At 67.2% G+C, this 14,300-nt stretch carries 15 protein-coding genes; 14 read left to right on the forward strand and 1 reads right to left on the reverse strand.

Annotated features, from left to right (window positions below):
* Positions 1–36: 36 nt before the first annotated feature.
* The 12 genes from coxB to ACW175_RS00730 all read left to right on the forward strand — a co-directional run bounded on the left by coxB (position 37) and on the right by ACW175_RS00730 (position 11,739).
* The gene (gene coxB, locus ACW175_RS00675) at positions 37–963 is read left to right on the forward strand and encodes a cytochrome c oxidase subunit II (RefSeq protein ID WP_492102764.1); all 927 of its coding nucleotides are present in this window, start codon (positions 37–39) and stop codon (positions 961–963) included.
* Positions 964–988: 25 nt separating this feature from the next.
* On the forward strand, positions 989–2,656 hold the full coding sequence (gene ctaD / locus ACW175_RS00680; RefSeq protein WP_492102765.1) for a cytochrome c oxidase subunit I: 1,668 nt from the start codon (positions 989–991) through the stop codon (positions 2,654–2,656).
* Between the two features lie 103 nt (positions 2,657–2,759).
* Complete coding sequence (cyoE, locus tag ACW175_RS00685) at positions 2,760–3,794, forward strand: heme o synthase (protein WP_492102766.1); 1,035 nt, start codon at positions 2,760–2,762, stop codon at positions 3,792–3,794.
* Entirely contained in the window at positions 3,791–3,952 is a 162-nt protein-coding gene (locus tag ACW175_RS00690) for a cytochrome c oxidase system small membrane protein (RefSeq protein WP_099575476.1), read from the forward strand. Before cyoE ends, ACW175_RS00690 begins: the two co-directional genes overlap by 4 nt.
* Positions 3,930–4,595 carry a cytochrome c oxidase assembly protein gene (locus ACW175_RS00695; RefSeq protein WP_492102767.1) on the forward strand — a complete coding sequence of 222 codons (666 nt, stop codon included), beginning with the start codon at positions 3,930–3,932 and terminating at the stop codon, positions 4,593–4,595. Before ACW175_RS00690 ends, ACW175_RS00695 begins: the two co-directional genes overlap by 23 nt.
* Positions 4,596–4,664: 69 nt before the next feature.
* Entirely contained in the window at positions 4,665–5,537 is an 873-nt protein-coding gene (locus tag ACW175_RS00700; RefSeq protein ID WP_492102768.1) for a cytochrome c oxidase subunit 3, read from the forward strand.
* Positions 5,538–5,664: 127 nt separating this feature from the next.
* Positions 5,665–6,027 (forward strand): DUF983 domain-containing protein, encoded by a 363-nt coding sequence (locus ACW175_RS00705; protein ID WP_099575479.1) that lies wholly within the window; start codon positions 5,665–5,667, stop codon positions 6,025–6,027.
* Complete coding sequence (locus ACW175_RS00710) at positions 6,020–6,703, forward strand: SURF1 family protein (RefSeq protein WP_492102769.1); 684 nt, start codon at positions 6,020–6,022, stop codon at positions 6,701–6,703. The genes ACW175_RS00705 and ACW175_RS00710 overlap by 8 nt, the downstream gene beginning before the upstream one ends.
* On the forward strand, positions 6,703–8,100 hold the full coding sequence (gene thrC, locus ACW175_RS00715; protein WP_492102770.1) for a threonine synthase: 1,398 nt from the start codon (positions 6,703–6,705) through the stop codon (positions 8,098–8,100). Before ACW175_RS00710 ends, thrC begins: the two co-directional genes overlap by 1 nt.
* A gap of 46 nt (positions 8,101–8,146) precedes the next feature.
* Positions 8,147–9,406 carry a M16 family metallopeptidase gene (locus ACW175_RS00720; protein WP_492102771.1) on the forward strand — a complete coding sequence of 420 codons (1,260 nt, stop codon included), beginning with the start codon at positions 8,147–8,149 and terminating at the stop codon, positions 9,404–9,406.
* 50 nt (positions 9,407–9,456) lie between these two features.
* On the forward strand, positions 9,457–10,035 hold the full coding sequence (locus tag ACW175_RS00725; protein WP_492102772.1) for a GNAT family N-acetyltransferase: 579 nt from the start codon (positions 9,457–9,459) through the stop codon (positions 10,033–10,035).
* 36 nt (positions 10,036–10,071) lie between these two features.
* Positions 10,072–11,739: a putative bifunctional diguanylate cyclase/phosphodiesterase gene (locus ACW175_RS00730; RefSeq protein ID WP_492102773.1), complete on the forward strand. Its 1,668-nt coding sequence runs from the start codon at positions 10,072–10,074 to the stop codon at positions 11,737–11,739.
* A 12-nt stretch (positions 11,740–11,751) separates the two neighbouring features.
* Here the strand turns inward: ACW175_RS00730 and ACW175_RS00735 are convergent, their stop codons facing one another.
* Positions 11,752–12,348: a YqgE/AlgH family protein gene (locus ACW175_RS00735; protein WP_492102774.1), complete on the reverse strand. Its 597-nt coding sequence runs from the start codon at positions 12,346–12,348 to the stop codon at positions 11,752–11,754.
* A gap of 128 nt (positions 12,349–12,476) precedes the next feature.
* Between ACW175_RS00735 and ACW175_RS00740 the strand changes: the two genes are divergently transcribed.
* Positions 12,477–12,959, forward strand: coding sequence for a peroxiredoxin (locus ACW175_RS00740; RefSeq protein WP_492102775.1), 483 nt, complete (start codon positions 12,477–12,479; stop codon positions 12,957–12,959).
* 276 nt (positions 12,960–13,235) lie between these two features.
* Positions 13,236–14,216, forward strand: a complete 981-nt coding sequence (locus ACW175_RS00745; RefSeq protein ID WP_492102776.1) for an alpha/beta fold hydrolase — start codon at positions 13,236–13,238, stop codon at positions 14,214–14,216.
* Positions 14,217–14,300 lie beyond the last annotated feature (84 nt).

The following is a 14,300-nucleotide window of genomic DNA, read 5'->3' on the forward strand; positions in this document are numbered from 1 at the left end:
TGGCTCAAACCGCCGCCGAAACGGGCCGTGAGGGATATGAAGGCGCAATTTTCGGGGATTCGGCGGATCATGACGGGCGCGTCCGCCCTCACCGCCGCGATGGTGTTTTCTGGGATGTTCGCGGGGAACGCCCTCGCCGAGGATCTGCTGGGCCAGCCGACGCCGGGGGCCATTGACCTTCAGCCGGCCGCCTCGGTCCTGAAGCACGACGCGATCCGCTTCCACAACCTGGTGCTGATGCCGATCATCACGGCCATCACCCTGCTGGTTCTGGGCCTGCTGATCTGGATCGTCGTTCGCTACAACAAGAAGGCGAACCCGGTCCCGGCGAAGTTCAGCCACAACACCACGATCGAGATCATCTGGACGGTCGTCCCGGTGCTGATCCTGATGCTGATCGCGATCTTCTCGTTCCGCCTGCTGTTCGCCTACAACGACATGCCCAAGCCCTACATGACCGTGAAGGCCACGGGCTATCAATGGTACTGGGGCTACGAGTACCCGGACCAGAAGATCAGCGAAATCGTCTCGCTGCCGCTGACCAAGGAGCAGGCCGACGCCAAGAAGGTCCCGTACCTGCTGGCCGCGGACAAGGCGATGGTCGTTCCCGTCAACCAGGTCGTCCGCGTCCAGGTCACCGGCGCCGACGTGATCCACTCGTTCGCCCTGCCGGCCTTCGGTCTGAAGATCGACGCCATTCCGGGCCGCCTGAACGAAACCTGGTTCAAGGCCGAGAAGACCGGCGTCTACTACGGCCAGTGCTCGGAGCTCTGCGGCGTCGACCACTCGAACATGCCGATCGAGATTCACGTGGTCTCGCAAGGCGAGTTCAACGCCTGGGTCAAGGAAAAGGTCGCGCCGCCGGCGCCCGCCGCTCCGGCCTCCGCGACCGTGACTCCCGCTTCGGCTCCCGCCGCTCCCGCTTCCGCTCCGGCCGCGGCTCCCGCCGCGCCGGCGGCCTAAGATACGATCGTAGGATAGAAGTCCGATGGCTCACGCCGCAGACACTCACGACGCGCACGGCGGTCATGACGACGCCGACCACAAGCCGCCTTTCATCGCCCGCTGGTTCTTCTCGACGAACCACAAGGACATCGGCACGCTGTACATCCTGTTCGCCATCATGGCGGGCATCGTCGGCGGGGCCCTCTCGGGCCTGATCCGCTGGGAGCTGATGGAGCCGGGCATCCAGGTGTTCTCGGACACCGGCATGCTGGCGCAGATGGGCATCTTCAAGGGCAAGCACGGCTATAACGCCGTGGTCACCGCCCACGCCCTGATCATGATCTTCTTCATGGTCATGCCCGCCATGATCGGCGGCTTCGGCAACTGGTTCGTCCCGATCATGATCGGCGCGCCGGACATGGCCTTCCCGCGGATGAACAACATCTCGTTCTGGCTGCTGGTCGCCGCGTGGGTCCTGCTAGTCACCTCGATGTTCGTCGACGGCGGCCCGGGCCGCGGCTTCGGCGGCGGCTGGACGATCTATCCGCCGCTTTCGACCATCGGCCACAAGGGTCCGGCCATGGACCTGGCGATCCTGTCGCTCCACCTGGCCGGCGCCAGCTCGATCCTGGGCGCGATCAACTTCATCACCACGATCTTCAACATGCGCGCGCCGGGCATGACCCTGCACCGCATGCCGCTGTTCGCCTGGTCGGTGCTGATCACCGCCTTCCTGCTGCTGCTGTCGCTGCCCGTCCTGGCCGGCGCCATCACCATGCTGCTGACCGACCGTAACTTCGGCACCCACTTCTTCGACCCAGCCGCCGGCGGCGACCCCGTCATGTTCCAGCACCTGTTCTGGTTCTTCGGTCACCCGGAAGTGTACATCCTGATCCTGCCCGGGTTCGGCATCATCAGCCACATCGTCTCGACCTTCTCCAAGAAGCCGGTCTTCGGCTACCTGGCGATGGCCTACGCCATGGTCGCCATCGGCTTCGTCGGCTTCGTCGTGTGGGCGCACCACATGTACACCGTCGGCATGAGCATCAATCTGCGCGCCTACTTCGTGGCCGCCACGATGATCATCGCCGTCCCGACGGGCGTGAAGATCTTCAGCTGGATCGCCACGATGTGGGGCGGCTCGCTGGACTTCAAGACGCCCATGCTGTGGGCGATGGGCTTCATCTTCCTGTTCACCGTCGGCGGCGTGACCGGCGTGGTCCTGTCGAACGCCGGCATCGATTACAGCCTGCACGACACCTACTACGTGGTCGCCCACTTCCACTACGTGCTGTCTCTCGGCGCCGTCTTCGCCATCTTCGCGGGCTTCTACTACTGGTTCGAGAAGATGTGGGGCGTGAAGTACAACGAGTTCCTCGGCTGCGCCCACTTCTGGGTGATGTTCGTCGGCGTGAACCTGATCTTCTTCCCGCAGCACTTCCTGGGCCTGCAAGGCATGCCGCGCCGCTACGTCGACTATCCGGCCGCCTTCGAGAAGTGGAACTACGTCTCGACGGTCGGCTACATGATCACCGTCGTCGCCGTCGGCATCTTCATGATCATGCTGCTGGAAGCCGCGATCCGTCGCCGCCCGGCGGAAGCCAACCCGTGGGGCGAAGGCGCCACGACGCTGGAATGGACCCTGTCCTCGCCGCCGCCGTTCCACCAGTTCAGCGAACCGCCGGTGATCAAGGAAGACGGCCACCACTAAGGCCGGCTTCCAGGTTTGACCTGAAGCAAAAGGGGGCGCGGTCGGGATCCTTAAGGGTCCGGGCCGCGCCCTTCGCCCATTCAAGACCGATATATTCACCTCGATGTCGAAGACCCTCGCCATGACCCCGGAGACCGTTCAGCCCGACACGTCGCAGCCAGACCTGTCTCAGGCCGCGCGTTGGCAGGACTACTTCCAGCTGATGAAGCCGCGCGTCATGTCGCTGGTGGTGTTCACGGGCCTGACGGGTCTGCTGGCCGCCCGCGCGCCGATCCATCCGGTCCTGGGCGCCATCGCGGTGCTGTGCATCGCCGTCGGGGCCGGCGCCTCGGGCGCGCTGAACATGTGGTACGACGCCGACATCGATCAGCTGATGCGCCGCACGCGCGGCCGTCCGGTCCCGGCCGGCAAGGTCAAGGGCGAGGAAGCCGCCTCGCTGGGCGTCGTGCTCTCGCTCCTGTCGGTCATGTTCCTGGGCTTCGCGATCAACTGGTTCGCGGCCGCCCTGTTGGCCTTCACCATCGTCTTCTACGCCGTCGTCTACACGATGTGGCTCAAGCGCTGGACCGCGCAGAACATCGTTATCGGCGGCCTGGCGGGCGCCTTGCCGCCGGCCATCGGTTGGGCGGCGGCCACGGGCCACGCCCCGCTGAACGCCTGGCTGATGGTGGCGATCATCTTCTTCTGGACCCCGCCGCACTTCTGGGCGCTGTCGCTGTACGTCACCACCGACTACGCCAAGGCCGGGGTGCCGATGCTGCCGGTGGTCAAGGGCGCCAAGGAAACCCGCAAGCAGATCCTGATCTACAGCCTGATCCTGATCCCGATCTGTCTGACGCCGGTGCTGACGGGCCTGGGCGGCCCGATCTATCTGGCGGTGGCCGGTCTGGGCGGCGCGGTGTTCCTGCTGCTGGCGGCCCGCGTATTCACCAGCAAGGCCGGCGACGCCGCCGACCCGCGCATGACCGACCGCGCCCTCTACGAGGTCACCGAGGACGACAAGGCCCCCAAGGGGGAGCAGGGCTCGAAAGCCGCCCGCAACCTGTTCGCCTTCTCGATTCTCTATCTCTTCGCCATGTTCGCCGCCCTGCTGGGCGAAGCCGTGTCGGGCGTGCACGCCCTGGAGCTGCTCAAGTGAATCAACCCCTAGACACTCAAGCCAACAGGGACGCCGCCAAGAAGGCGCGGGACGGGCGCAACATCGCGCTCGGCCTGGGCCTCGTGGCCTTCGTCATCATGGTCTTCGTGGTCACCCTCGTGAGGCTCGGCGCCAATGTCGCCCACCCGCACCCCTAGGGATCGCACCCCAAAGGCGGACCTGACCCCGCAGGAGCAGGCCGCGCGCCGGAACGGCAAGGTGGCGATGATCTGCGCCGCCGCCTTCTTCGGCATGATCGGCGCGGCCTATGCGGCCGTCCCGCTGTACAAGCTGTTCTGCCAGGCGACCGGCTTCGACGGCACGGTCCGCAAGGCCGAAGCCAAGCCGGACAAGATCCTGGACCGCAAGGTCACCATCCGCTTCGACGCCAATATCCGCGAACTGCCCTGGAAATTCCAGGCGGTGCAGTCCAGCCAGGACGTGCGGATCGGCGAGACGGGCCTGGCCTTCTTCAAGGTCACCAATCTCACCGACAAGCCGATGACCGGCCGCGCGCTCTACAACGTGGTGCCGGAATCGGCGGGGCCGTACTTCCAGAAGCTGGAGTGCTTCTGCTTCACCAGCCAGACGGTCCAGCCCCACCAGACGGTGGAGTTCCCGGTCGTCTACTTCGTGGATCCGCAATATGTGAAGGATCCCGAGACCGTCGGAAAGAACGAGATCACGCTCAGCTACACGTTCTTCCCCGCCGTCGACGATGGCAAGAAGACTAAAGTTGCGGCCGCGGCGACACCGCGCATCGTGGAACCCCTTGGCGGCGCACCGTCCAGGGGGCTATAGCGTTTCAGAACGACCACGGCGCGGGGGACCAGCGACCGTGATCAGAGGGATATAAGGGTTAGCAGCAACATGGCCGGCGCCGTCAAACACGACTACCACATCCTTCCGCCCAGCCCGTGGCCCTTCGTGGGCTCGGCCGCAGCCACCGTCATGGCCATCGGCCTGATCGGCTGGATCAAGGGCGGCGTCTTCGGCATCGAGAAGGGCAACTGGGCCATTTTCGCCGCCGGCATCGCGGGCGTGCTCTACACCATGTTCGGCTGGTGGTCGGACGTGGCCAAGGAAGCCAAGGCCGGCGACCACACCCCGGTCGTCTCGATCGGCCTGCGCTATGGCATGATCCTGTTCATCGCTTCGGAAGTGATGTTCTTCGTGGCGTGGTTCTGGATGTTCTTCGAGATGGCGCTGTTCCATCATCACCGCACCTTGTCGGCGATCGAGGAAGTCCGCACCGCCTGGGCCACTTGGCCGCCCGCCGGCGTCGAGACCGTCTCGCCCTGGCACCTGCCGCTGGTCAACACTCTGACCCTGCTGCTCTCGGGCACCACCGTCACCTGGGCGCACCACGCGCTGCAGGTCGGCGACCGCAAGGGCGCCAAGTGGGGTCTGATCCTGACCGTGCTGCTGGGCGCGCTGTTCACCTGCATCCAGGTGTACGAGTACAGCCACATCAACCACGAGCAGCTGTTCTATTCGGAAGCGGCCGTGAACTCGGGCCTCTATGGTTCGACCTTCTTCCTGGCCACCGGCTTCCACGGCTTCCACGTGTTCGTCGGCACGATCTTCCTGGTCGTCTGCCTGATCCGCCTCATGAACGGCGCCTTCACGCCCAAGCAGCACTTCGGCTTCGAAGCCGCCGCCTGGTACTGGCACTTCGTGGACGTGGTCTGGCTGTTCCTGTTCGCGTTCATCTACGTGATCTTCGGGGCCTCGCCCCACTAGAGCCCTCTTGAGAGGGCTCTAGCCTCAAAGTTTGAGCGCGGCGACGCGCTCGGGGGTCGCAAGATCCTGAGGGCCCGGAGCGCGGATCAGCGTTCCGGGCCTTTTTCGTTTCAAGGCTGGGCCGAACATGACCAAGACCAATCCCTACGCCGCCGGCGCGCGCGGCCTCTGCCCCAACTGCGGCGAGGGCCATCTGTTCGCGGGCTTTCTGAAGGTCGCCCCCTCCTGCGAGGCCTGCGGTTTCGATCTGGGCAAGTTCGAGACCGGCGACGGGGCGGCGACCTTCGTCATCCTGATCGCCGGATCGGTCTGCGCCTTCGGGGCGCTGTTTTCGATGTTCGCCTGGAACTGGCCTATCTGGGCGCTACTGATCGTCTGGTTGCCCGCCGTGGTGATCATCAGCCTGGGCCTGATGCGCCCGGCCAAGGGTCTGATGGTCGCCGCCCAGGTCGCCCACAAGGCCTCGGAGGCCGGCAGGGACCATGTCTGAGGCCCTCAAGAAGCCCGGCTTTCCGATCGGCCTGACGATCGCCACGGCGATCGCCTTCGCCCTCCTCTGCGGCCTGGGCGCCTGGCAGCTCCAGCGCCTGCACTGGAAGGAGGGCATCCTCGCGCGGATCGAGACCCTGAAGACCGCGCCGGCCTTGCCGCTGATCCAGGTGCTGACGGCGCGGGCCCGCGCCGACGACCTCGCCTGGACCAGGGTGAGCGTCGATTGCGGCGACGTCGCCGGCGAGCCCCTGCCGCTCGTCTATGGCGTCCGCGACGGCGACGTGGTCTGGCGCGCCCAGGCTCCCTGCGCCGTCCTGGCTGGCCCCTACAACATGATCCTGGTGGACCGTGGCGTGGTCCCGACCCTGACGGGGCAGGTCGCGCCGCCGCCCCGATCCTTCGACGCGCCGCGCCGCGTCGTCGGCGTGCTGATGCCGATCAAGCAACTGGGCGGCGACCGGGCCGAGATCCTGAAGCGCTTCCCCGGCCGCCAGCCCGCGCCCCTGGTGCTGATGGCCGAGAGCGAGGCCCCCGCGCCGGCCGGAATCACCCCCGCGCCGCTGCCGGCAGAAATTTCCAATCGGCACCTCGAATACGCTCTTACGTGGTTCGGTCTTGCCGTAACCCTGCTGTTTATCTATGCCGCCATGCTCTGGCGAAGAGTGAGACCCTGATGCGCTACGTGTCGACCCGCGGACAGTCCGCGCCCATCGGCTTCCTGGATGCGGTGCTGGCCGGCCTAGCCCCCGACGGCGGCCTATACGTGCCCAACGAGTGGCCCAGCTTCTCGGCCGCCGAGATCGCGGGCTTCGCGGGCCAGTCCTACGCCCAGGTGGCCGCCGCCGTGGTCGGCAAGTTCGTCGGCGACGACATCCCCAAGGATGTCCTGCTGCAGATGTGCGAGGAGGCCTACGCCACTTTCGCCCACACCGCCGTCACGCCGCTGAAGCAGCTGACCCCGAACCGCTACCTGCTGGAGCTGTTCCACGGCCCGACCCTGGCGTTCAAGGATGTGGCGATGCAGCTGCTGGGCAGGCTGTACGACTACGTGCTGGAACGCCAGTCGCGGAAGATGACCATCATCTGCGCCACCTCGGGCGACACCGGCGGCGCGGCCGTCGAGGCGTTCCGGGGCCGCAAGAACGCCCGCATCGTCGCTCTCTTCCCGGAAGGCCGCATCAGCGAGGTGCAGCGCCGGTTCATGACCACGGCCGTAGACGCCAACGTGGCCTGCATCTCGGTGCTGGGCTCGTTCGACGACTGCCAGGCCATCGTCAAGCAGGCCTTCCAGGACGACCAGTTCCGTCACGCCGTCGACCTGTCGGGCGTCAACTCGATCAACTGGGCGCGGATCGCGGCCCAGAGCGTCTACTACTTCACCTCGGCCGTCGCCCTGGGCGCGCCGAATCGCCAAGTGGCCTTCGTGGTGCCCACGGGCAATTTCGGTGACGCCTACGCCGCCTTCGTGGCCAGCAAGCTAGGTCTGCCGATCCACTCGGTGACCGCCGCCACCAATTCGAACGACATCCTGGCCCGCGCCATCGAGACGGGCCGCTATTCGCGCGGCGCCGTGGCCGCGACCCAGAGCCCGGCCATGGACATCCAGGTCGCCAGCAACTTCGAGCGCCTCTATTTCGAAGCCGTTCGCCGCGACGGCACCGAGACCGGCCGGGCTTTCCGCGCGTTCGCCGACACCGGCCTGCTGGACATCCCGCCGGGCGCCCACGCCTGGATGCGCGAGCTGTTCCGCGGGGCCTCGGTCAGCGAGGCCGACACCGCCAAGACCATGCTCTCGACGTTGAACGAGACGGGCGAGGTCATCGACCCGCACACCGCCGTGGGCCTGGCCGCCGCGCAGGGCGTGGACGTCCCGGCCTCGGTCCCGGTGGTGGTGTTGTCGACCGCCCATCCGGCCAAGTTCCCCGAAGCGGTTCAGGCCGCCACGGGCCTTGCCCCGGCCACCCCGCGCGCCACGCCGGACCTTTCCAAGAAGGCGGAAAAGTTCGAGCGCCTGCCGGCCGATGGCTCGTCCATCAAGGCCTTCGTGCGGACCTTCGCGGCCAATACTTGAGGCTGGACTCGTATTTGGAGGCGCGGCGTCCTAGATACCGCCGCTCATGACCACGATCCTCCGCACCCTGCCCAATGGCGTCCGCGTCGTCTGTGACCCGATGCCGGGCCTCGAAACCCTGGCTCTGTCCGTCGTGGCGGGGCGCGGGGCCGCCTATGAGGATCCGGCGCGGTCGGGCTGGTCGCACCTGCTGGAGCACATGGTGTTCAAGGGCGCGGGCGGCCGCTCGGCCCGCGACATCGTCGAGGTCATCGAGAACCAGGGCGGCTCGATCAACGCCGCCACCGGCTATGAGCGCACCAGCTTCCAGGTCCGGGCGCTGAAGGGCGGCCTGGACCTCGGCATGGACGTCATCGCCGACCTCGTGCGTCGTCCCGCCCTCGATCCGGCCGACCTGACCCGCGAGAAGCAGGTCGTCGCCCAGGAGATCGCCGAGGCCGCCGACGCGCCCGACGACTACGTCTTCGACCTGATCCAGCGCTCGGCCTGGGGCGACCATCCGGTGGGCCGTCCGATCCTGGGCAGCGACGCCACGGTCGAGGCCGCCACGGTCGAGGCCCTGTCCGACTGGCGCGCCCAGCTCTACGCCGCCGACCACCTGGTGGTCAGCGCCACGGGCGCTGTCGACGAGGCCGAGCTGATGGCCGCCGCCGAGCGCGCCTTCGGCGACCTGCCCGCCACGGCCGGCGCGCCCGTCCCGCAAGCCGCGGCCTTCATCGGCGGCCCCCAGGCCGAGACCCGCAAGCTGGAGCAGGCGCATCTGGTGTTCATGCTGCCGGCCTGCGGCGCGCGCGAGCGGGACTATTTCGCCCTGCGAATCTTCGCCGAGACCCTGGGCGGGGGCATGTCCTCGCGCCTGTTCCAGGAAGCCCGCGAGAAGCGCGGCCTCGCCTATAATATCGACGCCTATGCCGACACCTATGCCGACCACGGCGCGCTGGGCATCTATGCCGGCTGCGCCGCCGGCGACGCGGTCGAAACCGCCAAGGTCTGCGCCGAGGAACTGGTCAAGCTGGCCGAGCGCATCAGCGACGCCGAACTCGCCCGCGCCAAGGCCCAGCTGAAGGCCCACATGTTCATGGCCCGCGAGCAACCGCTGTCGCGCGCGGAGCAGGGGGCCGGTCAGGTGCTGTTGTTCAACCGCCTCTATCCGACGTCGGAACTCGCGGCCGAGGTCGACGCGGTGACCCCCGCCGACGTCGCCCGCCTCGGACAGCGCCTGCTGAGCGGTCGGGCCGCGACCGCCGTGCTCGGCGCCAAGTCGGCGCTGAAGGCCGGTGAGGCGTTCAGCAAAGCGTTGTCCTAGGCCGCTCGACGTCGGAAGGTGGCGGCGGTGACCAGATCAGAGCCTCGTCCTTGTCCGTCCTTCTGCCGTTCCTGAAGACCCGCCCCCGCCTGCGGCTTGAGGGCCGTGCCGTCTATCTGCGGCCGCCGCGTCCCCAGGACCATCGCGCCTGGGCCGCCCTGCGCGCCAAGTCCCGTTCCTTCTTGGAGCCGTGGGAGCCGACCTGGCCCGAGCATGACCTGACCCGCGCCGCCTTCAGGGCTCGACTCGCGGCCTATGCCCGCGAGCTGGAGTTCGGCGAGGCCTATCCGTTCTTCATTTTCCGTCGGTCGGACGACGTCCTGGTCGGCGCCGTGCGGCTTTTTCACGTGCGACGTGGCGTCGCTCAGACCGGCGCGATCGGCTACTGGGTCGGGCAATCCTTTACGCGCCAAGGCTTGATGAGCGACGCCGTCGAGACCTTGATCCGCTTTGCTTTCACGGGCTTGGGTCTCCACAGACTTGAAGCGGCGTGCATGCCGCAGAACGCCGCCTCGGCCGCCCTGTTATTGAAATGTGGATTTTCCGAGGAAGGATATGCGCCGGCTTATTTGAAAATTAACGGCGGTTGGCGAGATCATCGTCTGTTCGGCATGGTCGCGCCTGAGTAAGTGGCGTGGCCCGACCGACGAGTTTTTGGGACGGGCATGTCTTTCAAGACCAGCGAGCGACGGATCTGGGACACCACCGCCACGCTTGAAGCGTTGGGCGGGGCCGACGTCGCGCTGTGGATCTGGGAGCCTGAAGCCGACCGCTTGCGCCTGAACGGCGCGGCGCGCGCCCTGGGCCTGGGCCCGCTGGCGCCCGAATGTTCGTCCGCCGCTTTCCGGGCGCTGGCCTTGCCGCAGGACCGCGCGCAGGCCGAGGAAGTCCTGAAGATGCGCGCGCCGGGCTGCGAAGTCGTCGCCCGATTCCGCGTGCGCGGCGGCGAGACCTGCCTGTGGCGCGGCGTATGGCTGGAGGAGGGCGTGCGCGCCGCCGGCGTGGTCGCCCCCGAAACCAAATTCTCGGCCTCTGAACGCTGCGAGCTCACGGGCCTGCTGGATCGCCGCAGCTTCATCGCCCGCGCCCGCGAACGCCTGCATCAGGACGGCATGCACGAACTGGTCGTGGCGGACCTGGATCGCCTGCGCCGCCTGAACGAGGCCCTGGGTCACGAACGGGCCGACCTGGTCCTGGCCGCCCTCGGCTCACGTCTGGCCGCCTCGTTCCCGGGCGACGCCCTACTGGGCCGCATCGGCGAGGACGAGTTCGCCGTGCTGTGCGAGCCCAAGGGCTATCAGCCGGCCGAGATGCTCCGTGCCGCCCTGGAGCAGCCGCTGCGCGTGGCCGGCTTCGACATCCACCCGACCCTGTCGATCGGCGCCGTGTCCGCCGAAGGCGGCCTGGACGCTCCGGACGCCGCCGAGCTGCTGCGTCGCGCCGAACTGGCCGTCGAGGCCGCCTCCGCCGCGGGCCGAGGCGGCGCCGCCGCCTATGGCCGCTCGATGGAGACCGACGGCCTCTCGCGCCTGGCTCTGGAAGCCGACCTGCGCGGCGCGATCGCGCGCGGCGAGATCAAGCCCTATTTCCAGCCGGTCGTGCGCCTGTCGACCGGCGCTCTGTCGGGCTTCGAGGCCCTGGCCCGCTGGATTCACCCGCGCCGGGGCATGCTGCCGCCGGACGAGTTCCTCCCCCTGATCGAAGAGATGGGGCTGATGAGCGAACTGGGCGCGCACATGATGCACACGGCCGCCAAGCAGCTGGCCGCCTGGCGCGACGACCATCCGGCGATGGGCGCCCTGACCGTTAGCGTCAACCTGTCGACCGGCGAGATCGATCGCCCGGGCCTGGTGGACGACGTGGCCGAGACCCTGCGCGTCAACCGCCTGCCGCGCGGCGCCCTGAAGCTGGAAGTGACCGAGAGCGACATCATGCGCGATCCCGAGCGGGCCGCCGTGATCCTCAAGACACTGCGCGAAGCGGGCGCCGGCCTGGCGCTGGACGACTTCGGCACCGGCTTCTCGTCGCTGTCGTACCTGACCCGCCTGCCGTTCGACACGTTGAAGATCGACCGCTATTTCGTGCGGACCATGGGCAGCAACGCTGGCTCGGCCAAGATCGTCCGTTCGGTCGTCAAGCTGGGCCAGGACCTGGATCTGGAAGTCGTGGCCGAGGGCGTCGAGAACGCCGAGATGGCCCATGCCCTGCAGTCGCTGGGCTGCGACTACGGTCAGGGCTTCGGCTATGCGCCGGCGCTGTCGCCCCAGGAAGCCGAGGTCTATCTGAACGAGGCCTATGTGGACGGCGCGGCCCCGGTGAAGGCCAGAGGCTAAAGCAGAACGAGGCTAAGCTCTGCCCGCCGTCGCCGACAGGTGGTCGGCGGTGACGCCCAGCTTGGCCAGGGCCCGTGTCCACTTGTGTTCGTGGTCCTCGTCGAACAGCAGGCCCTCGTCGGCGTCGCAGATCAGCCAGACATTGTCGCGCAGCTCCTGCTCCAGCTGCCCCGGACCCCAGCCGGCATAGCCGAGGGCCAACATCGCCTTGCGCGGGCGGTTGACGCCGGCCATGGCGTCCAGCACGTCGCGGGTGGCGGTCAGGCCCAGGCCGTCGGCCACCGGCAGGGTCGAGTCCGGCGAGACGAAGTCGTCGGTGTGCAGCACGAAGCCGCGCTCGCGCTCCAAGGGACCGCCCAGGAGCACGAGGTCGCTAGGGGCCTGGATCTTGGACTTCACGCCCAGGCGCGTCAGCAGCTCGAACACGGTCAGCCCCTCCACGGGGCGGTTGACCGCCAGGCCCATGGCCTGGTCCTCGTCATGGGCGCACAGATAGAGGACGGTGCGCTCGAAGCGCGGGTCCTCGATCCCGGGCATGGCCACCAGAAGCCGCCCGATCAGGAAGTCGCGGTCGTCGCCATCGGGGTCTTCGTCGATGAAGCTGTCCATGGTCGGAGCATTGGCCTTCGAGGTGACGGTTTCAAGTCGTTGAACGTTTCAAAGCGTGCTTGGCGTCCGCTCTCGCGAGGGATATTCGAGCAGGCGCGATTTCGCACGCACACGAGGAAACACGGCCCATGGCGATCAAGGTTGGCGACACGCTGCCCGCGGCGACTTTCATGACCAGCACGGCCGAAGGGCCGGCGCCGATCACCAGCGACGACATCTTCAAGGGCAAGACCGTCGCCCTGTTCGCCGTCCCCGGCGCCTTCACCCCGACCTGCTCGGCCAAGCACCTGCCGGGCTTCAAGGAGAAGGCCGCGGAACTCAAGGCCAAGGGCGTCGACACGATCGCCTGCGTCTCGGTCAACGACGTCTTCGTGATGAAGGCCTGGGGCAAGGACCAGGGCATCGACGGCGAGGTTCTGCTGCTGGCCGATGGCAATGGCGACTTCACCAAGTCGGTCGGCCTGGACTTCGACGGTTCGAAGTTCGGTATGGGAGAGCGCTCGCAGCGCTACTCGCTGATCGCCAAGGACGGCGTCGTGACCCAGCTGAACGTCGAGGAAGCCGGCCAGTTCAAGGTCTCGTCGGCCGAGTACCTGCTCGAGCAGCTGTAAGACGGCTTTTGGTTCAGCTCCCGCGTTGAGGGGGCTGAACAGGAGGGGGCGCTGCGGCCGAGGCCAGCGACGCCCCCTCGGTCGTCGGCCTCCGGCGATGCCGGACCAGGGACCGACAGACCCTCGGAAGGGGCGCGGCTGATCCGCTCCTGATCTCATTACCGCAAAAAAGAATAGCGCGATAAATAAAGTCGTGGACACGGCCGCGCTGTGAGGATAGAACGCCTTTCGTTCTCGCGATAATAATTATCGCAGCTTAGAAATGAGGATCGAACCATGAGCCAGTCGAGTCAAGCTTCCCGCCGCGGTGTGATGACCGCCGGCTTCGGTATCGTCGCCGCTGCTGCCGCTTCGCTGGGTCAGGGCGCCCAGGCCGCGACCGCCCCGAAGGCCGCCGCCGCGCCGCACGCCGCCAACAGAGCCCAGAGCGGCTTCGTCACCACCAAGGACGGCGTCCAGATCTTCTACAAGGACTGGGGCCCCAAGGACGCTCAGCCGATCGTGTTCCACCACGGCTGGCCGCTCAGCGCCGACGATTGGGACGCCCAGATGATGTTCTTCCTGCTCAAGGGCTATCGCGTCATCGCCCATGACCGTCGCGGTCATGGCCGCTCGACCCAGACCGACACCGGCAACGAGATGGACACCTATGCGGCCGACGTCATCGCCCTGGCCGACCATCTGGACCTGAAGAACGCCTTCCATGTCGGCCACTCCACCGGCGGCGGCGAGGCCATCCACTACGCCGCTCGCGCCAAGCCGGGCCGGGTGGCCAAGGTCGTGCTGATCGGCGCGGTGCCGCCGATCATGTTGAAGACCCCCGCCAATCCGGGCGGCCTGCCGATCGAGGTGTTCGACGGCTTCCGCTCGGCCCTTCTGGCCAACCGAGCCCAGTTCTTCCGCGACATCCCGGAAGGTCCGTTCTTCGGCTTCAACCGCCCGGGCGCCAAGGTCAGCCAGGGCCTGATCGACAACTGGTGGCGTCAGGGCATGGCCGGCGGCGCCAAGGCCCACTACGACTGCATCAAGGCCTTCTCGGAGACCGATTTCACGCCGGACCTCAAGAAGGTCGATGTGCCGGTGCTGATCATGCACGGCGAGGACGACCAGATCGTCCCGATCGCCGACAGCGCCCACCTGGCCATCAAGCTGGTCAAGAAGGGCGCGCTGAAGACCTATCCTGGCCTGCCGCACGGCATGGCGTCCACCCACCCCGAGGTGATCAACGCCGACCTGCTGGCGTTCTTCAAAGCGTAGGGGTCAAACGAAACCTCGCCCTTCGACAAGCTCAGGGTGAGGTGTCTTGTGAATGGTCATTCGAAGTCGTCCTCACCCTGAGCT

The sequence above is a fragment of the Caulobacter sp. FV1ye6ST genome, assembly GCF_058681225.1.